Origin of the sequence: Exiguobacterium sp. UBA1053, assembly GCF_002316465.1 — a bacterium.
Taxonomy (GTDB): domain Bacteria; phylum Bacillota; class Bacilli; order Exiguobacteriales; family Exiguobacteriaceae; genus Exiguobacterium_A; species Exiguobacterium_A abrahamii.
Genome location: NZ_DCDO01000013.1, coordinates 819,171 through 837,675 on the forward strand (window position 1 = coordinate 819,171; position 18,505 = coordinate 837,675).

Annotated in this window: 13 protein-coding genes; 3 read left to right on the top strand and 10 right to left on the bottom strand. The window is 47.8% G+C overall.

Annotated elements, in window-relative coordinates; all coding sequences use genetic code 11:
• Window positions 1-12: 12 nt before the first annotated feature.
• The 7 genes from B3G15_RS11910 to B3G15_RS11940 form a co-directional block, all read right to left on the bottom strand.
• Window positions 13-1,944 (bottom strand): ABC transporter permease, encoded by a 1,932-nt coding sequence (locus tag B3G15_RS11910; RefSeq protein ID WP_290721250.1) that lies wholly within the window; start codon window positions 1,942-1,944, stop codon window positions 13-15.
• Entirely contained in the window at window positions 1,910-2,674 is a 765-nt protein-coding gene (locus tag B3G15_RS11915; protein ID WP_290721253.1) for an ABC transporter ATP-binding protein, read from the bottom strand. The genes B3G15_RS11910 and B3G15_RS11915 overlap by 35 nt, the downstream gene beginning before the upstream one ends.
• A complete protein-coding gene (locus tag B3G15_RS11920; RefSeq protein ID WP_064299372.1) occupies window positions 2,667-3,659 on the bottom strand; it encodes a sensor histidine kinase in 993 nt (330 codons plus the stop codon). The genes B3G15_RS11915 and B3G15_RS11920 overlap by 8 nt, the downstream gene beginning before the upstream one ends.
• The gene (locus B3G15_RS11925) at window positions 3,656-4,342 is read right to left on the bottom strand and encodes a response regulator transcription factor (RefSeq protein ID WP_047393119.1); all 687 of its coding nucleotides are present in this window, start codon (window positions 4,340-4,342) and stop codon (window positions 3,656-3,658) included. The genes B3G15_RS11920 and B3G15_RS11925 overlap by 4 nt, the downstream gene beginning before the upstream one ends.
• A gap of 97 nt (window positions 4,343-4,439) precedes the next feature.
• Window positions 4,440-6,356 carry an ABC transporter permease gene (locus B3G15_RS11930; protein WP_290721261.1) on the bottom strand — a complete coding sequence of 639 codons (1,917 nt, stop codon included), beginning with the start codon at window positions 6,354-6,356 and terminating at the stop codon, window positions 4,440-4,442.
• Window positions 6,343-7,104 carry an ABC transporter ATP-binding protein gene (locus B3G15_RS11935; RefSeq protein ID WP_214723972.1) on the bottom strand — a complete coding sequence of 254 codons (762 nt, stop codon included), beginning with the start codon at window positions 7,102-7,104 and terminating at the stop codon, window positions 6,343-6,345. The genes B3G15_RS11930 and B3G15_RS11935 overlap by 14 nt, the downstream gene beginning before the upstream one ends.
• Window positions 7,105-7,262: 158 nt before the next feature.
• The gene (locus tag B3G15_RS11940) at window positions 7,263-7,766 is read right to left on the bottom strand and encodes a PTS sugar transporter subunit IIA (RefSeq protein WP_035396161.1); all 504 of its coding nucleotides are present in this window, start codon (window positions 7,764-7,766) and stop codon (window positions 7,263-7,265) included.
• Window positions 7,767-7,941: 175 nt separating this feature from the next.
• Here B3G15_RS11940 and B3G15_RS11945 point away from each other — a divergent pair, with 175 nt between their 5' ends.
• Complete coding sequence (locus tag B3G15_RS11945; protein WP_290721269.1) at window positions 7,942-9,648, top strand: M3 family oligoendopeptidase; 1,707 nt, start codon at window positions 7,942-7,944, stop codon at window positions 9,646-9,648.
• A 296-nt stretch (window positions 9,649-9,944) separates the two neighbouring features.
• Here B3G15_RS11945 and B3G15_RS11950 read toward each other — a convergent pair whose 3' ends face one another.
• Both B3G15_RS11950 and B3G15_RS11955 read right to left on the bottom strand, forming a co-directional pair.
• Complete coding sequence (locus B3G15_RS11950) at window positions 9,945-12,731, bottom strand: putative bifunctional diguanylate cyclase/phosphodiesterase (RefSeq protein WP_290721272.1); 2,787 nt, start codon at window positions 12,729-12,731, stop codon at window positions 9,945-9,947.
• Window positions 12,732-12,869: 138 nt separating this feature from the next.
• The gene (locus B3G15_RS11955; RefSeq protein WP_195864475.1) at window positions 12,870-13,292 is read right to left on the bottom strand and encodes a CBS domain-containing protein; all 423 of its coding nucleotides are present in this window, start codon (window positions 13,290-13,292) and stop codon (window positions 12,870-12,872) included.
• Window positions 13,293-13,610: 318 nt separating this feature from the next.
• Here B3G15_RS11955 and B3G15_RS11960 point away from each other — a divergent pair, with 318 nt between their 5' ends.
• Entirely contained in the window at window positions 13,611-14,768 is a 1,158-nt protein-coding gene (locus B3G15_RS11960; RefSeq protein ID WP_214858285.1) for a helix-turn-helix domain-containing protein, read from the top strand.
• Between the two features lie 101 nt (window positions 14,769-14,869).
• On the top strand, window positions 14,870-17,011 hold the full coding sequence (locus tag B3G15_RS11965; RefSeq protein WP_290721279.1) for a bifunctional glycosyltransferase/CDP-glycerol:glycerophosphate glycerophosphotransferase: 2,142 nt from the start codon (window positions 14,870-14,872) through the stop codon (window positions 17,009-17,011).
• Between the two features lie 113 nt (window positions 17,012-17,124).
• On the opposite strand, the gene rlmD is transcribed toward B3G15_RS11965, so the two are convergent.
• Complete coding sequence (rlmD, locus tag B3G15_RS11970; RefSeq protein WP_035396153.1) at window positions 17,125-18,483, bottom strand: 23S rRNA (uracil(1939)-C(5))-methyltransferase RlmD; 1,359 nt, start codon at window positions 18,481-18,483, stop codon at window positions 17,125-17,127.
• Between the last annotated feature and the right edge of the window lie 22 nt (window positions 18,484-18,505).

Consider the following 18,505-nt stretch of genomic DNA (forward strand, 5'->3'; position numbering starts at 1 on the left):
CCTATGGTATCATCATACCCTTGAATCCGGTGTCGGATACATCGAACTTTCGGATGAATTCCGGAACAGATGCCGTGGGTAACGCAACCAAATCGGTAGGACACTCAAGAAGTACCCGACCGTGACGATACTGATCCAAAAGACAGCTAAGTTAAGAAAGGATCCCGTCTGTAGTCCGGCTTGTGTGACGACGACTTGGAACAATAAAAAGGCATGAAAGACAGAAATCAGATACGGAATGAGCAGAACAGCGCCATACTTCATTAATAAGTAGCAGTGGATGTTCCCGGAACCGAACCCTAGTGCAAACAACGTCTTCATCCGCTTTTGTTCCTGTTCCGCCGTCATCTGCATCCACACATGCAAAAAACTGGCATTGATGACGAACAACCAGATCGTCAGGAGAACGACGACGAACGTGACGAGTCGTACGATTCGGATCCCGTCAATCTCATCTTCCGTCTCGTTGATCAATTGATAGGGAACCGGTTGCTTCTCATCGAGCTTTGCTGCCGACTGGATGTTGCGGACGATTTTCATCCACTGTTTCCAGTCCTTCGTTCCGTAATCATGGTAGGCTGGCGTATCGAAGACGACGATTTGCCGGACGGGTTGCTTGAGTGTCTGAAAGACGGCATCACTGACGACGAAGATCGTCTCGATTTGATAATTGTAACCAAATATTAAATCGTGAGAAGCAGCGGGAAGTAATTCAAAGTCGGCTTTCTCCATCGCCTGTTTCGCTTTTTTCATCGTCGGTGTGTTCTCTTCGAGTTGTACCGGACGTGCTGGTACAAAGAAACTTTGTCGTCCCGTCGCTGTCCGCTCCTTAAGATCCAGTTGCCGCATCATCTTGTTGTACGACGAGATCGGTAGGAGGACGCGTGTTCCTTCTGCCTTCACTTGGATATCCTGCTGATAGCGATCCGGGAATGCCTCCGTCATCGTCTGCTTGATATCCTTCAATCGTTTCGTCGGTTGAGCGGATTCTTCGTAATAGACGAGACCGAATTGATTTTGGGATGATAAGTCGAGTCCGATCAATTGAAACAAGAAGACGAGTCCGACTGCCGTTAGCGCACACGATGTCAGAATCGTTCCGAGGGCAATGAGCGTACTATTCGTTCGCAATTGATTGGCGATTTCCGAGACGATCAGTTTCCGCAGCGACAAGCGACATGGTCGATATAACTTGGTCAACCATGGTAAGACATATCGACAAATAAAAAACGATCCGATGAAGATGACAAGTGGGAAAAATATATAAAATCCTTCCGTCCGAACAAATGCTAAGGCATAACCATAGATCAACAGAAGTAACGCTCCGATTTGCGTCAGAATCCAGACTCGTTTTCGAAATAGCGAACGGGAACGAGTCGGTCGATCGGGACGAAATCGGTAGATCGCAAGGACCGTTGCCGTCAGCAAAACAAGGAAGGCGCCACCGATTAAAGCAAGAATCGCATAAAAGGATAATTCGAATTCGATTGCTGGTAAGAACATGACTTTGACAACGGACAGCAACAGCATCTTCGTCAAGACATTACCTAAAATCATTCCCGCAGTGATGGCTAAACCACCAACGATCAAGACTTCAATTAAGAAATACTTTAAGAAGTGTGACAGTCCACTGCCGAGCGTGCGCATCGTCCGTAAATCGTTCTTACGGTGCTCAAGCATCGTATATGTCGTCGAATAAATGAACAAGACACTAAAGAAAAGGATGATCAGCTCCGCGATGAAGACGAAGAAGATCGTCATCTCGATGACTTGGTTCAATTGACTGAGGATTTTAGCGACGTTTTGGAATGATCCATTCGTCAACAAGTTCCAATAACTTGTCACGATCGTCATCGCGATGATGATCGTCAAGGCATAGCCATAATACAACCGCTGATAACGCCGGATGTTACGTAGGGCGTATTGCAGATAATTGATGCTCATCCCCTCCTAACAACGATAGCGATTCGATGACCCGTTGGAAAAAGACACGGCGTGGTTCATCGCGGAACAACTCCGTTTGAATACTACCGTCTTTTAGGAATAAGACATGATTACAATACGACGCGACTTGCGGATCGTGGGTCACGATGACCATCGTCATGCCCGTCGCGTTTAACTCGGCTAGGACATCCATGACGTGTTTCGTCGCTTGGAAGTCGAGTGCTCCCGTCGGTTCATCCGCAAGCATCAGACGTGGTGTATGGATCAAGGCGCGACCGATCGCTGTCCGTTGCCGTTGTCCACCACTGACCTCATCGACCTGTTTATCAAGCAGATCATCAATTTGTAGACGACGCGCCAACTCTTCCATCTCTTCCCGCGCGAGCTTTGCTTTTTTCCCTGACAGCATCAACGGCACGAGCATGTTCTCACCGAGCGTCAACGAATCGAGTAAATTGAATTCCTGAAAGATGATGCCGAGCGTCTCGCGTCGGAAACGTGTCATCTCTTTTCGTTTGAACGTCGCTGTATCGACGCTGTCAATCAGAATTGATCCCCAACTTGGTTCGTCGAGAGTCGCAAGCAAGTTAATCAGCGTCGATTTCCCACTACCGGACGGTCCCATGACCGCAACCATTTCGCCCTCTTCGACTCGGAAATTCACATCCGTCAGCGGTTGTTCCGTCACCTTTCCGGGATAGACTTTCCCTAATTGTTTGACCTCAATCATGTGCGCGACCTCCTACTAATCGAATCCGGCATGTCGTGCCGACCCCTTCTTCACTCTCGAGTTCAATCTCATGCCCAAGCTTCAAGCAAACTTGCTGGACGAAATACAATCCCATTCCGGTCGATTCCCCGTAACGTCGTCCGTTTTCGCCAGTGAAGAACGCATTAAAGACACGTGGGACGTCTCGTTTTGGAATCCCGACGCCGTCGTCTTGAACCGAAAGGACGACTTGCCCCTTTGTCACCTCTGCCGTCAGAGCGACTTCACGACCATGCCCCGTCGTGTACTTGATGGCGTTCGTCACGAGCTGTAGGATGAGGAAGCGAAACCACTTCGCATCCGTGTAGACGTACACGTCTTCAGCGATATCGAGTTTCGGAAAAACCTGATTTTTGACGAATAATCGTTTTTCTTGATTGATGATGCTCGTGACGAGCGGCTTCAGTGCCAATCGTTCTGCCTTCAAATCTGTCTCAATTGCTTCTAAACGTGACGAATAGAGCATCTGGTCGAGTCCACTGCGCAATCGATCGACCTCTTGTCGTAAATCAGCCTGATACTGTTCTCCTGGATGTTCGAGGATCAGCTCGATGACGGACAACGGTGTCTTCATCTGGTGAATCCATTGATCGACATACCGATGGCGTTCCTTTTCCTTTCGTCGCTCAGCGAATAAACTGTTCCGAAATAAGGTCTGTTGCCGCTCTAAAAATTGTTCGACGGCAACGGAAATCGGTTCTTCACTATCACTGCGAATCGGTTCTGCGACCGATTGAACCGGCTGTTGCATCCGTCGTAGCAACGGAAGCATGCTGAAGAAACGATAACTGAGATAAATCAAGAGACCGATACTGTTCAAGAGCACGATATAAAAGAAGGCTGCTGGGCGATAAAGATCATAGAGCCATAAAACGGCATATAAAATCAGCATTTGTCCAGTAAAGAAGATGATACCTGGTATCGCGTGCCGTAAAAAGAGCTTCATGGTTCAAGGACCAGTTTATAACCGACGCCTCGCACCGTCTCAAGTCCAGCGACACCGATCTCGGCAAGCCGTTTGCGGACACGCGTGATGTTGACGTTCAACGTATTCTCATCGACGAATGCTTCGTCATCCCAAATCCGTTCGAGTAAATCGCCCCGACTGACGATTCGTGGACTTGCCGTCAGCAGCATTTCAAGAATCAGTCCCTCTTTTTTTGACAGCTCGATCGACTGTTCCCCGTACTCGACGATATAACGGTCCAAGTACAGCGTGACACCTTCTTTTGTCACTGTCCGCTCATCCGTTTCGTTCGACAACGTGCCATATGCTCGGCGAATCTGACTTTTAATCTTCGCGATGACGACCGCTCCTTGGAATGGTTTGACGATGTAATCATCCGCTCCGTATTCGAGCGCCATGACTTGATCCATCTCCCCGACCCGTGCCGAGATGAAGAGGATCGGCGCCCGTGTCTTCATACGCAATTGCCGGCACCAATAAAAACCGTCAAACTTCGGCAAATTGACATCTAATAGAATGACGTCCGGATTCGTCTCTTCATAGACCGCGACGACATCTCCTCGTCCATCTTCAACGACGACTCTAAAATCATAGCGTTCGAGTAGTTCTTTCAATAATGTGGCAATCTTCATATCATCTTCGACTAATAAAATCGTATGCATCGTTCATGTCAACTCCTTCTCCCTTTATCATAACGAACTCAAAAAGGACTGGAAACGATTATTCCGTTTCCAGTTCTGTGTACCCCTATTTAGTTCATCACGTGACGATGCGGCGGTACGCACGAACCGTGACGATATAGTAGATCAGATAGACGATCGTATAACAAACAATCGCAAGTAATGTCGGACGAACGATGTTGTAGTTCAACAGTTTCTGCAAGACTTGCATCGCAACTAAACTATGAACGAGTCCGAGCACGTACGGTAAGGAGAAGACGAATCCGACAAGGCGCCGAATGATGCCTGTCTGTTCCTTCTCATCGACACCGATCTTCTGGATGATTGCAAACCGTTGTTTCGATTCTTCTGCTTCCGCGAGCATCTTGAAGTAGATGATCGAACCCGTCGCAAGCAAGAAGACGAGACCCAGGAAGCCGGCAGCAAACGCGAGTAAGCCGGTCGTTGCCGTCGTCATCGCGTAGACAGGATAATAAGCCGCCATCTCCGTGTCTGCTTGTTTTCCATATAGTTGTGTCAACTGTTTCATCAATCCATCATCATGACGTTCATCCGAGAACTGATAATTCGTCAGCGTGAAACCTTTTTCCGGCATCTTCGCGAACGCATCATCGTTTACGACGAAGGCGAGCCGCTGTTTCTCATAAAGTTGAGCGATTGGTAGATTCGTCGCAGCGGTGATGCGAAAGGATTCATGAACATCCTTGATTTCAACACCGACCGGTGATTTGACTTTCATCTTCAACAAATCGTTTCCTTTGAATGTCTCAAGGACGATCGCTTCACCTTGTTTCGGTTCTTTGATGACCGTTTTCCCGTTCGCTTTCGCGAGCTTGACGTAGTCCGAATAGTTGACGTAGCTGAATTGTCCCGGCTGGTCTTCATACGCATACGTCGCGTAGTAACGTGTAAACGTCAGAGGATTCGGCAGATCGGTCATCTCATGGTCAACGTTCTTGACGTTGACCATCGTCCGGCTGTCGATTTTCTGGTCGGACTTGGCAATTAGCTGTTCCGCTTCTGCTTGTTTACTCGCAATCGATAGACTGTACGGAACTTGCTCCTCAACAGTCTGATCGATGAAATAATAGATCGATGTCGCTGTACCGACCGTCGTCAATGTCACGGCAGTGATGACCGTAATCGTCGACAGCATGACGGCATTCGATTTGATTCGTGACAACAATTGCCCGTGCAGAATCAAATTCGTTCCTTTGAAGTGTCGCGCTTGATTACTTAAGACGCGCAATAAGAAGATCGTGAAGTAACTCATCGTTCCGAATGTCCCGAGAATGACGCAGAGCATCAAGAGCGGGGCAACGATCGTAAAGTGATCCATCAACGGTTGTCCTGTCAAATAATAACCGACACCGATCAAGACGACGGAAAGGACGGCTAGGATCGGGTGGACTTTCGGAAGGGATTCCGCTTGTTGTTCTGCCTTGAACAATTCGATCAATGTAAAACGATAAATCGTCCGTGCAGAGCGTAAGGCGATGATCAGGAAAATCAACAGGAAGACACCGATCGTCTGCATGACGGAAGCTCCGCTGATCGTAAAGGTCGCATCGACTTGCATCGCCATGACGGAAGCCAGAAACTGCACGAAGTACTTCGAAGCGACGGTACCGATCGCAATTCCGAGGATCAGACCAATCACTCCGTACCCCATCGTCTCAAGGAAGATCAGTCGGGCGATTTGCCCACGCTCTAGACCAAGCAATGCATAAAGTCCGATTTCCTTCTTACGGCGGCGTAAGAAGAAGTCACTTGAATACCAGATGAAGATGGCAGAGAAAAGCGCTAGAATGACACTTGCTCCGGTAAAGACCGTTCCCAGTTTTCCGTACAATTCGTTCGCCTGAAGCATCGCTTCATTCGATCGAATCGCGAGGAACGTATAATAAATAAGAATCGCAAACGTGACGGCACCGAGGTACATCACGTTTTGACGGATGTTCTTCAAATTTTGAAACGCCAGTTTAGACAAGCTCACGGACGGCACCTCCGAGTTCGCGTTGAACTTCCATGATCTGTTCGAAGAATTCCTTCTGCGAACCGAAGCGATGAACTTCCTTGAACAGCTCTCCATCCTTGACGAACAGAATCCGTTCCGCATAAGACGCTGTCATCGGGTCATGCGTTACCATTAAAATCGTCGCGCCTTCGTCGTTGAGCGCTTGCATCGCTTCGAGCAATCCTGTTGCCGACTTCGAGTCAAGCGCACCGGTCGGCTCGTCGGCTAAAATGAGCGACGGATCATGAATGATGGCGCGAGCGGCAGCCGTCCGTTGTTTTTGTCCACCTGATAGTTCGACGGGACGTTTATCGAGTAAGTCGTGGATACCAAGTTGACGCGCCACACGATCGACACGTTCTAAGATCATCTTTTTATCGACGTTCGCGAGTGATAGCGGTAAGGCGATATTTTCTCGAACCGTCATCGTATCGAGGAGATTGAAGTCCTGGAAGATAAAGCCGAGTTGCTCCCGACGGAAACGGGCTAATTGTTTTTCCTTCATCGCTGTCACGTCTGCTCCGTTGATTAAAATCGAGCCGTCCGTCGGCTGATCGATCGTCGACAGCAGATTGAGTAATGTCGATTTCCCGGCACCGGATGGCCCCATGATACTGACGAACTCTCCTTCGTGGACACGGAGCGTCGTCGGACGCAGTGCTTCGTGGCGCGCTGTTTTCGTTTGATACGTTTTTGAAATCTGTTCTGCTTGTAAGATTGCTTTCATCTGTATTGCCTCCTGTGTTTGATTCGTTACACTCAGTCTAGTCCTTCCCTGCTTTTCTCAAAATGGACTTTGCTTTCACTTCTCTTACAAAACGGTAAGGCACGGGAGGAGACGACAAAAAAAGCCCCCATCCGCAAGGAATGGAGGCGTATCGTATCTTATTTATGTGTTGCTTTGAAGAGCTCTGTGTCGCCTGCGACAACAGAAGTTCCTTCAGCTGGTACAGCTGAAAGCGTGAATTGATCGTGGTTCGTCACGATGATCGGTGTGATCGTCGATGGTGCGTTCGCACGGATGTAGTCAAGGTCGAACTCGACGAGGACGTCTCCTGCTTTGACTTTGTCACCTGACTGGACGTGAGCCGTGAAGCCTTCACCTTTAAGGTTAACTGTATCAAGACCAACGTGGATCAACAGTTCAAGACCATCTTCACCTTTTAGACCGATTGCGTGTTTTGTTGGGAAGATCGTTTCAACCGTTGCGTTGATCGGCGAAACAACTTTACCTTCTGTCGGCTCGATCGCGACACCGTCGCCCATCATTTTTTGAGAGAAAACTTGATCGGGTACGTTCTCGATGTTGACGATTTTACCTGTAAGTGCAGAAGCGATTTTCGCGTTTCCTGCGTCGTTACCACCAAACAATTTTTTTAAGAATCCCATGATACTATCCCTCTACTTTCTCGATCGTTTTTCTTCCGAATGGAAGTTTCGATTTTTTATAGGAGTAAGCTGTCAGACAGCTCGCTCACGTTCTCACAAAAAGCATACGTTTGTCCCTCTGGTTTTGCAAGTATTTTTGTGTGATAATAGTTAGAAATCATAAGGAGGCGCTTACATGTTACCATTTTCAGAAATTACATATGTCCGTCCTGACCTTGCCTTGCTTGAAACATCCATGAATCAAGCGATCGCTCGACTGACAGAAGCCAAACAGGTAGATGAAGCAAACGCAGCCATCACTGAGATTAATACCCTCAGAAATCAATTTGAAACGGCAAGCCAGCTCGTCGAGATCCGTCACACGATCGATACACGCGATACGTTCTACGAAACGGAACAAGGATTCTTTGATGAAGCGAGTGCGATCTATCAAGGATATGTCTCAAGCTATTATCAAGCGTTGACGACGCATCCACTCCGCAGCGAACTCGAACAGACGCAAGGCAAACAGTTATTCCTGATTGCGGAAGCGAGCCTGAAGACGTTCTCGGAAGAGATCATTCCGAAACTCCAAGAAGAGAACCGTCTCTCGAGTGAATATACGAAACTGATGTCTTCTGCTCAAATCGAGTTCGATGGCAAGACGCTTAACTTATCGCAGTTCGGTCCATATCTTCAATCACCTGATCGTGATGTCCGTAAAGCAGCTTCTGAAGCACGCTATGGCTACTTAAACGAGCATGGTGAAGCAATCGATACGATCTACGACAAACTCGTTCGCATCCGGACAGACATCGCGAAGACACTTGGTTTTCCATCGTTCGTCGAGCTCGGATACGCACGGATGCTCCGCGTCGATTATAACCAATCGATGGTCGAACAGTACCGCGAACAAATCCGTGAGACGATCGTTCCGCTCGCGACACAACTTAAAGAACGCCAGCAACGACGCATCGGTGTCGATCACTTGTACTACTACGATGAAGGATTTGCCTTCAAGTCTGGTAATGCGACACCTAAAGGCGAAGAGTCGTTCATCATTGAAGGTGGCAAAAAGATGTACGCAGAGATGTCACCGGAGACGAACGAGTTCTTCAACTACATGCTCGACCGGGAAGCACTCGATTTGACGGCGAAGCCTGGGAAAGCCGGCGGTGGGTATTGTACCTACATCGCAGACGAAAAACTCCCGTTCATCTTCTCGAACTTCAATGGAACGGCAGGCGACATCGATGTCCTGACTCACGAAGTCGGTCATGCGTTCCAGGTTTATGAGAGCCGCCACCTGACAGCTCCAGAGAGTGCTTTCCCAACGTATGAAGCGTGTGAGATTCACTCGATGTCGATGGAATTCTTCGCTTATCCGTGGATGGAAGAGTTCTTCGGTGAAGAGACAGCGAAATACAAGTTCAATCACCTCGCAGGAAGCGTCACATTCCTTCCGTACGGCGTTGCGATTGACGAGTTCCAACACGTCATCTACAATCAACCGGAATTGACACCAGCTGAGCGTCGCGAAGCATGGCGGACGATTGAAAAGAAATACCTGCCGCATCGTGATTACGAAGCGAATGATTATCTCGACTCTGGCGCATGGTGGCATCAGCAGGGACACGTCTTCGGCAGTCCGTTCTACTATATCGATTACACGCTCGCTCAAGTCTGTGCCTTCCAGTTCTATGCTTGGATGGAACAAGACCGGGAAGCGGCTTGGAAGTCGTATCTCGATCTCTGTCGTGCCGGTGGATCGGAAAGCTTCCTTACGCTCGTCGAACGTGCTGGATTGAAGTCTCCGTTCGCTCCAGGTACGGTCGAGGCAGCAGTCGCACCGGTCAAAGCGTATCTTGAACAAGCAGACGATCTCGTGCTCGATCGCGTTTAATTCTTCGCGTGCAAGGTCGTACTGACTAAAAGTCAGAACATCTCGAGCAACATCAATAAAAGAAGAGGCATTTTCCAGAATATCATCTGGAAAACGCCTCTTCTTTTTTGCTACATAATTATAGAACGTATCTGTTCATCCTTGACTCCTACAGGAAAAGAAAGCATGACTTCCGCTTTCGTCAGGGTTAGGTAAGACCCGGCACACCGCATGAAGTGCGTGGTGCCGCGGCTTACCTCCCGCCTGTGGAAAGCAAGGATGACAAAAACGTTCGTAAAACGACGACAGGACTCATGTCATTCAGATAAAAGCTTTTCATGATACTTCCCGTACCAGACCCGAAACTCGTCGGCTGGAATCGGTCTTGAATAATAGAATCCTTGCGCATACTCACAGTCAAGCACTCGTAAATGATCCGCTTGTTCAAGTTCCTCGATTCCTTCAGCGACGACGTCATACTTCAACGTATGAGCAAGCTTGATGATCGTCTCGATGAGCGGTGCGTTTGAACAGGCATCCGGACCACTGATGAACGAACGATCAATTTTCAACCGCTGGATCGGTAATCGACTTAAGTACGACAACGAAGAATACCCCGTACCAAAGTCGTCGATCGCAAGACGATATCCCATCTGGTGCAACGTCTGTAACGCATCAAATACGCGTGTGTCTGAAAAGACACCAAACGATTCCGTAATTTCAAGTTCCATCCGTTGTTCAATCCCTGGATGAATCTCTCGGACATCGGTCAGATAATCGACGATCCGACCAGAGACGAGTTCTTTGACGGATAAGTTCGCGGAGACACGTAGTACTCCGAGTTCCGTATCCTTCCACTCTTCGACTTGTCGGACCGTCTCGGCAACGACCCACATCCCGATCTCTTCAATCAACATCGATCGTTCAGCAATCGGAATGAAGATTGCCGGACTAATCATTCCTCGTTCAGGATGGAACCAACGCAAGAGTGCTTCACAGCCATCGACCTGACCTGTTGCGAGATTAATCTGTGGTTGATAGAACAGTTGTAGCTCGTTCTTCTCGATCGCTTCTCGTAATTCTGCTTCGAGGGCGACCGATTCAAGATACTCCGCACTCATCCAGGACTCGAACCAGACCGGTCCACCCTCTGTCTGTTGTTTCGCATGCTGCATCGCGATGTCGACTGAGGATAATAAGGAGGTGACGGCCACCGCATCATCCGGGTAGCGGACCATGCTCATACTGATGCTGACATTGACGTATTCTCCGTTGATCTCATAGACATGTTCGATGACCTGCTTTAACTTCTGGTAATCGACGATATCCTGTTGTGCGACCAGCACGGCGAATTCATCTCCACCAATCCGCGCCGCTTGTCCGGTTCCGATGAAATGATGCTTGAGGCGATTTGCGAGATCTTTTAGAATCTGATCTCCCGCCCCATGTCCGTAGATGTCATTGATTCGTCGGAATTGCCGGACGCTGATCGTGACGAGTTCTCCCGGTTGAGGTGCTTTTAGAGCATCTGCCATCTTTTGCTCGAAACCATTCCGGTTCAACAAGCCCGTCAACATATCGAAGAGTGCTAGTTGTGTGATTCGTTCTTCCCGTCGGAACTGATCCGTCTCATCATGACAGGATAAGTAAAGGGCAACACCTGTATCGTCCTCTTTATTGGCGACATGGATGATATTGACGAACATGTTCAAAATCTTTTCATCAAAGAGCATCTTACAACGAATCGTCTGACTCTGCCCTTCCAGCGATCGTCTCAACGCTCGGCGCATCCGATTCAAATCAGCCGGATGAATCAGTTCTTCAATCGTCCACCCCGCTGTCGCGTTCGTTAATTGTCGAAAACGTTCATTTCCGTTCACGATCGTGTAATCCGATGACATCGCAAGGATCGGATCGGTATTTTGGGAAAAGAGCGATTCGATTTCCGCTTTTTTCTGTTTGATTTCTTTCGTCTTCGCGTCATTGTAATCGAGCAACCCGGCGATGATGGCTGTCATCGTCCGAAAAGCTTGGACGACGGGCTGGAAATCATTTCGCGCCGGTACGTCATAACCGGATTGTCGGCGGTCTTCCGCGAAGGTATTCGCTTCTCCCTTCAATAAAGAAAGATCTTGGCGAAACGCGCGTAATAACGATAAGGTCAACATCAATAATCCAAGAATCAAGACACCGGTTGCGCCAAACAGAAGCCAGGCATTACGAATGATTTGATTACCTCGATCTTGCATTTCTTGTGCGACTTGCTTAAGTTCTTGATCGTATAGACGATACATACTGGATTCATATTGTTCGGCTTGATTCGCTAACGCAACGTACGTCGAATCTTTCGGAGCACGTAATAGATCATCGAGCGTTTGTGTGTAGGCATCCATCTGTTCCCGCATGATTGCGATATCCTGACGTCCTGCGTCATTTTGAAGCGAAATCACGTCATACAAGGATTTGATGAGCGAGTCTTGTCGCAAAGGTAAATCAATCCGCATCTGTTGAATCCGTAACTGATCAATGGAACTAGGTTCTTCTTTTTGTCGAGCATTCTTCAAGATTTCAGCGGATTTACCCAGTTGTTCTTCCATTAAAATCAGATTGGAGAACACATTATAATAAGACCCTGTTTCTTTACTCAGCACGAGCTGATTGAATATGATTTCACTTTTGAAATTCGTCATCGTCGTGAAAAAACGATGATTCGATTCGTATCCTTGGCGTTGTAGTTTTTTGATTTCTGTCAGGACTTCTTCGCGTGTCGACTCGGTCGCTTTCATATCCGGAAGCCGGTCCGTCAATTGTTCAAGCGATCGATTCGCCCGCTCTGAAGCTTGCGTCAAATCGGCATCGTCATTCAAAGACGATAGATAGTAGCGCGTCACTTCCTGTTCGGCATGATTAAAAGGTGTCACTTCGGCAATCGTTTTCCCCGATGCCTTGAAGCGATACCCTTCATCTAACGTTTTCGTCAAATGCTGACACGCGACGATCAACGCTACCAGACCGATGATCGCAATCATCCATGAGAACGTTTTATAGTAGGAGCGTCTTCGAAAAGCTTCTACGATGAAGACTGGTGATAAACGTCGCAACACATCGTCCTCCCTAAATTGTCATTATGCTTCTATATCGTCGCCTCCTCCCATTTCGTGAAGTCGTTTTGGGTCAATAAAAAGCACTTCTTCCCACATTTCTGTGAAAATCAGTGCTTTTTTTACTAGTTTTATTCATTTTTAATAACTGACGTTCTCCCGCGCTACTTTTTTAGCAAAATAATCGATGATATCACGCCGTCGGATGATGCCGATAAAATGTTTGCCATCATCAATGACGGGCACGAAGTTTTGATCCGTAATGACTTCAATCATCTCTTCCATCTGCGCTGTAATTGAAACTGGTTTATAACGGACACGTTGTTTAATATCAGTTAATCGTGTCTGCAAGACATGGTCGTAATCGGCATGCTCGAGATTTGCTTCGAGTGCCCACAAGATATCGCCTTCTGTCAGCGTTCCTGCGTATTTCCCTTTATTGTCAACGAGTGGGACCGACGTAAAACGATGATGTTTCATCTTTTCTAGTGCTTGTCTGACCGTTGACTCAGGATCCAAATATTTCACCTCATCTTTAGGTAATAAGAAAAAAGCAATATTCATTTCTGTTCCTCCCTAGCCACTCTGTGACACCCTTTTCATTTTATCATGAACCCCGCGTTGATTCATTTCTCAAATGATGAAAATCTCTACATAATTCCTTCATATTTAGTCATGCTATATCCCGCTATTCCAAGTAGAGAAAAGAACTGATCGTTGAACGATACGATTTTAATTCAAAAGACTCCTTAGTTCCATCTGGTTGATTTTGTAGCGAAGCCTTTTTCGGAAGACTTCGGTTTTTCTTGGTTCGTTCTCGACTATCCGCGAAAGAGGACATACACTAGAAGCAATCCACTTTATTTCGAAAGGAGTCGTGTCATGAATCGCTTGTCGACATCCGACTTGACGCAAATCGCAGAGCACCTTTACGGAATGACCGGTTTTTTCGTCACGTACCGAGATCGTAATGGTACTCCGCTTGCTCTACGTCCAGAAGCTCCACCTCATCCGGGAACCTTGCCGATTGAGAATGAATGGCCCGTCCTTAAAAAGACTCCTTTACTCTATACCCTGAAAGACGGTACAGCCTACCTCTTTTTGGACGTTCCGGAACAAGGTATGTATCGAATCGGTCCTGTTCTATTACAATCTGCTCTCTTTCGGGCGCATATCCAAGATGAAGCCTATCACCAGTTTTATAAGGTCTTGCCGCGTACGACGGAGAACCGATTGATTGACTGTGCTCACCTGATGTATCGCTTGTTGCACGGGGAACCATTGCCGAAGCGAGAAATCGAACAACTGTCTGATATTCAGGAAGCTGAAATCCCACTCGTTGCGGATGCACCGTCCCATACAGGGGTGACCGCGTACCGAAAAGCATGGCAACGGGAGCAACAAATCATCGACTGGATCGCGACGGGTCAAAGCGAGCGACTCGCAACGACTTATTCGTTACCTGCTTATGGTGAATTCGGCACACTCGCACGGCATCAACCGTTACGCGCAGAAAAGAACCTGTTGCTCGGAACCGTCCTATTGAGCGCACGCGCTGCGATTCGCGGTGGACTAGAACCGGACGAAGCGTTCTCCCTAAGCGACCGGATGATTGAGACAATCGAAGCCGCGACGAGCATTGCCGAACTCCGGAATCGTCATGTCCGGATTACAGTTTCGTTCGCAGAAGCCGTCAAGGAACTCCAAGCGCTGCGGCACTCGCCTCATGTACTCGCTGCGATTCGCTATATTCAGCAACACCTGTATGAACCGTTGTCCGTCTCATCAATCAGCCAAGCCATTCATGTCTCGTCCAATTACTTGTCCGTTCTGTTTAAGGATGAGACCGGTCTGCCACTCGCCCGGTATGTCATCCGGGAACGCATTCGGGAAGCGAAGCGTCTCCTGCGCTCGTCCGACGACTCGTTGCTGACGATCTCAAATAAGTTGCACTTCTCAAGCCAAAGTCATTTCAGTCAAGCCTTCAAACAGACGACTGGCGAGACACCGACACATTACCGGCAACGAAGTGAATTTTAAGAGAGTCGTGCCTTTTTTTCGTTTTGTGATATCCTATTCAACAGGAACTATTTTCGTGAATCCGTTTTTGACGGATTCTTTCATCAAAAAGGAGAATCAACATGAACTCAATTAGTGTCATCATTCCTGTCTATCAAACTGAATCACAAACGAAGGCAGCCATTCAATCCGTTCTCGACCAGAAGGTGTCGATCCCGGTGGAAATCGTCGTCGTCTTTGACGGACCCAGCACATACATCGATGAGCTCCGTTCTCTCTATCCGACATGTACGATCGTGGAACAGGCGCATCAAGGGACGTATGCAGCACGTCGACGTGGTCTTGAAGTCGCGACAGGTGACTACGTTACCTTCCTCGATAGTGATGATATCCTCGCACCACGTGCACTCTATACGTATATCAAAGCCTATGAGAAATCACGCGGTGAAGTCATCATCGGTAAGGTCTCACCTGTCTACAACAAGAAAAAATGGCTCATGCCGATCGATGATGATCGTTATTTCTTCTATACTCGTACGAAGTTCAATTCGCGTCATTTGACGACGATTCACGGCTGGATGATTAAAAAGGACTTGCTCAATGATCTACCTGTTCTTGAGACACGATGGTTCGCCGATACGATTATCGCCCATACCATCATTTCGAAACTGACGAACCTGACATCGGTCAGTTATGTCGTCTATGGTCGAAACTCACGTAGTACGCCACTTGAAGGACAATCGCTCTACCAAGCGCGTGATATCACGACATTATCCGATATCTCACGGATCTACGGTATGTTATCTGCCCATACGAAGGATAACGACGTTCAAAAATTCTTAAATACGTGGTACAAACGTTTCATCTCAAAACGTGGTCGAGCATTGCTTGAGCGCAGTACATCAAAAAGCCAGCAAACCGACGTCTTCCGTCATGTCGCTTACGACTTGAGACGGGCGAAGACACAAAGCAAGTATCTGCAGGCATGGTCGACGGGTTCGTATATCATGTTCCGTTCATATATCACTGCTGTTAAGACAAAGCAGACATTACGGACGGCACGACGTAAAAAAATCAAGAACGGTCTCATGCTCTATCGTCTGCTCCAAAAGATGCCGGTTAAAGAGAACCTTGTCTTATTCGAGAGTTTCCTTGGACGAAGCTATTCCGATAATCCGAAGGCCCTTTATCTGAAATTAAAAGAACAACGCCCTGAACTTGAGCTCGTCTGGATTTTCGCGAATGAGCCTTCAGATGACGTCAAGGAAGCTTGCCCAAACTGGGTGCTCAAAAACAGCTTCGCGTATTACCAAGCGATGGCACGTGCGAAGTACTGGATTTTCAATACACGTCAACCGCTCAGCTTAACGAAACGCGAAGAAACGATCTACCTTCAAACATGGCACGGCACACCATTAAAACGACTAGGTCTCGATATGGAAGAAGTACACATGGCAGGAACGAACGCGACGCGCTACAAACGGAACTTCTACAATCAAGCACAGGAATGGAATTACTTGATTTCTCCGAATGCCTATTCGAGCGAAATCTTCAAGAGTGCGTTCGGGTTCCAAAATACGATGCTTGAGACAGGTTATCCGCGAAACGATCTCTTGTATGCGGACGATCAAGCTGGTCTCATCAGCGAAATCAAAGCACGTCTTGATATCCCAGCTGACAAGAAAGTCGTCTTGTACGCACCAACATGGCGAGATGACGAGTTTATCGCGCGCGGAAAATACCGCTTCGATCTCCAACTTGACTTGAATGAGATGCAGGCCCGACTCGGTGACGATTATGTCGTCTTGCTCCGGATGCATTACTTGATTGCGCAAAACATGGATATCAGTGGACACGAAGGCTTCGCCTATGACGTCTCTTCGTACGGCGATATCGCAGAGTTGTATTTGATCAGTGATGTCTTGATCACTGACTACTCGTCTGTCTTCTTCGATTACGCCCACTTACAACGCCCGATGATCTTCTTTACGTACGACTTGGAGAAATATGCGTCGACGTTACGTGGATTCTATTTCGATTTCGAAGAAGTCGTTCCAGGACCACTCTTGAAGGAAACGGATCAAGTCATCGATTATATCGAACAGATCGATACGAAATCCGTCGCTTACCAAGAAAAGTATGATCGCTTCCTCGAGCGGTTCTGCAGTCTTGACGATGGTACGGCAAGTGAACGTGTTCTTGCTGAGTTGTTCCCAAGTACATCACAGTCGATGATTGAGGAAGAAGTAGCAGAAACTGAATGATAATTATTAAAAATGAGAAATGGCTAAATAAGCCATTTCTCATTTTTAATTTCTCGTAGCAAAGATATCAAAAAATGCCTCCTTCCTTAACGGAAAGAGGCACTTCAAACAATTTAGTTACGGACGAACAAGGCAACGCTCTCGACGTGTGTCGTATGCGGGAACATATCGACTGGCGTCACTTCGACGAGTGTATACCCGAGCTCTGTCAATAGCTTCGCGTCGCGCGCTTGTGTCGACGCGTTACATGAGACGTAAACGATCCGCTTCGGTGCGACATCTGCTGCTGCACGCAAGAATTCTTCGTCACAGCCTTTACGTGGTGGGTCGACGACGATGACGTCCGGTTGAATACCGGCTTTAACGAGATCCGGCATGACCTTCTCAGCTGCACCGTACTCGAATGTCACGTTCTCGATCCCGTTCGCTTGTGCGTTCCGGCGTGCATCATCGATTGCTTGCGGTACGATTTCGATGCCGTAGACGTGCTTCGCTTGTTTAGCGAGTGACAAGGAAATCGAACCAATACCACAGTAAGCATCAACGACTGTCTCATCGCCTGTCAACTGAGCATACTCGAGCGCTTTCGCGTAGAGTTTCTCTGTTTGCAGCGGGTTGACTTGGAAGAACGAATGCGGTGAGATTTCATACGTCAATCCAGCGATTTGATCGCGGATGACGGACGGTCCGTACAAGACGACGTTCTTTTTCCCAAGGATGACGTTCGTATCATCCGGGTTGATGTTGTGCTGGATCGATGTAACGTTTGGTAACGCCTTTAAGATTCCTTCAACGATCTTATCGATACCACGAAGTTGTTTGACCTTCGTGACAAGCACGACCATCAACTCGTTCGTGTGATAACCATGACGTGCCATGATATGACGGATGACACCTGCTTTTTTCTTCTCGTCGTACGCTGGGACTTTTAAGTCAGCAAGGACTTTACGAACCGCTTGAACAGCTTCGTCGTTTTCTTTGTTTTGAATTAAGCAGTAGTCCATATCGATGATCCGGTGACTCCGTTTTTGGTAGAAGCCAGCCATCAATTTGTTTGATTGGAATGCGACCGGAACTTGTGCTTTGTTACGGTAACCCCATGGATCTTCCATCCCGATCGTCTCGTGGACCGGAATTTCAAGACCTGCTAGACGCGCGAAAGCGTCACGGACACGGTTGTGCTTGAACTTGAGTTCTGCATCGTATGACAAGTGTTGCAATTGGCAACCGCCACACTGGTTGTAAACCGGACAAGGCGGCTCGACACGATCGACACTCTTCGTCTTTTGACGAATGATACGACCGAATCCGTAAGACTTCGTCGTTTTCGTGATTTTGATCTTGACCTGCTCCGTCGGCAATGCGCCCGGGATGAAGACCGTATATCCATCGATGCGCGCGACCCCTGATCCTTCATGCGTCAGGTCGACGATCTCGACGACGTGTTCATCGTTCTTTTGTACTGGAATCATGAATATCCTCCTTAAAAACCTC

Bases quoted from the DNA above. Each gene is read 5' to 3' on its own strand.
- B3G15_RS11910 (WP_290721250.1), bottom strand. From the start codon at position 1,944: ATGAGCATCAATTATCTGCAATACGCCCTACGTAACATCCGGCGTTAT.
- B3G15_RS11915 (WP_290721253.1), bottom strand. From the start codon at position 2,674: ATGATTGAGGTCAAACAATTAGGGAAAGTCTATCCCGGAAAGGTGACG.
- B3G15_RS11920 (WP_064299372.1), bottom strand. From the start codon at position 3,659: ATGAAGCTCTTTTTACGGCACGCGATACCAGGTATCATCTTCTTTACT.
- B3G15_RS11925 (WP_047393119.1), bottom strand. From the start codon at position 4,342: ATGCATACGATTTTATTAGTCGAAGATGATATGAAGATTGCCACATTA.
- B3G15_RS11935 (WP_214723972.1), bottom strand. From the start codon at position 7,104: ATGAAAGCAATCTTACAAGCAGAACAGATTTCAAAAACGTATCAAACG.
- B3G15_RS11940 (WP_035396161.1), bottom strand. From the start codon at position 7,766: ATGGGATTCTTAAAAAAATTGTTTGGTGGTAACGACGCAGGAAACGCG.
- B3G15_RS11945 (WP_290721269.1), top strand. From the start codon at position 7,942: ATGTTACCATTTTCAGAAATTACATATGTCCGTCCTGACCTTGCCTTG.
- B3G15_RS11955 (WP_195864475.1), bottom strand. From the start codon at position 13,292: ATGAATATTGCTTTTTTCTTATTACCTAAAGATGAGGTGAAATATTTG.
- B3G15_RS11960 (WP_214858285.1), top strand. From the start codon at position 13,611: ATGAATCGCTTGTCGACATCCGACTTGACGCAAATCGCAGAGCACCTT.
- B3G15_RS11965 (WP_290721279.1), top strand. From the start codon at position 14,870: ATGAACTCAATTAGTGTCATCATTCCTGTCTATCAAACTGAATCACAA.
- rlmD (WP_035396153.1), bottom strand. From the start codon at position 18,483: ATGATTCCAGTACAAAAGAACGATGAACACGTCGTCGAGATCGTCGAC.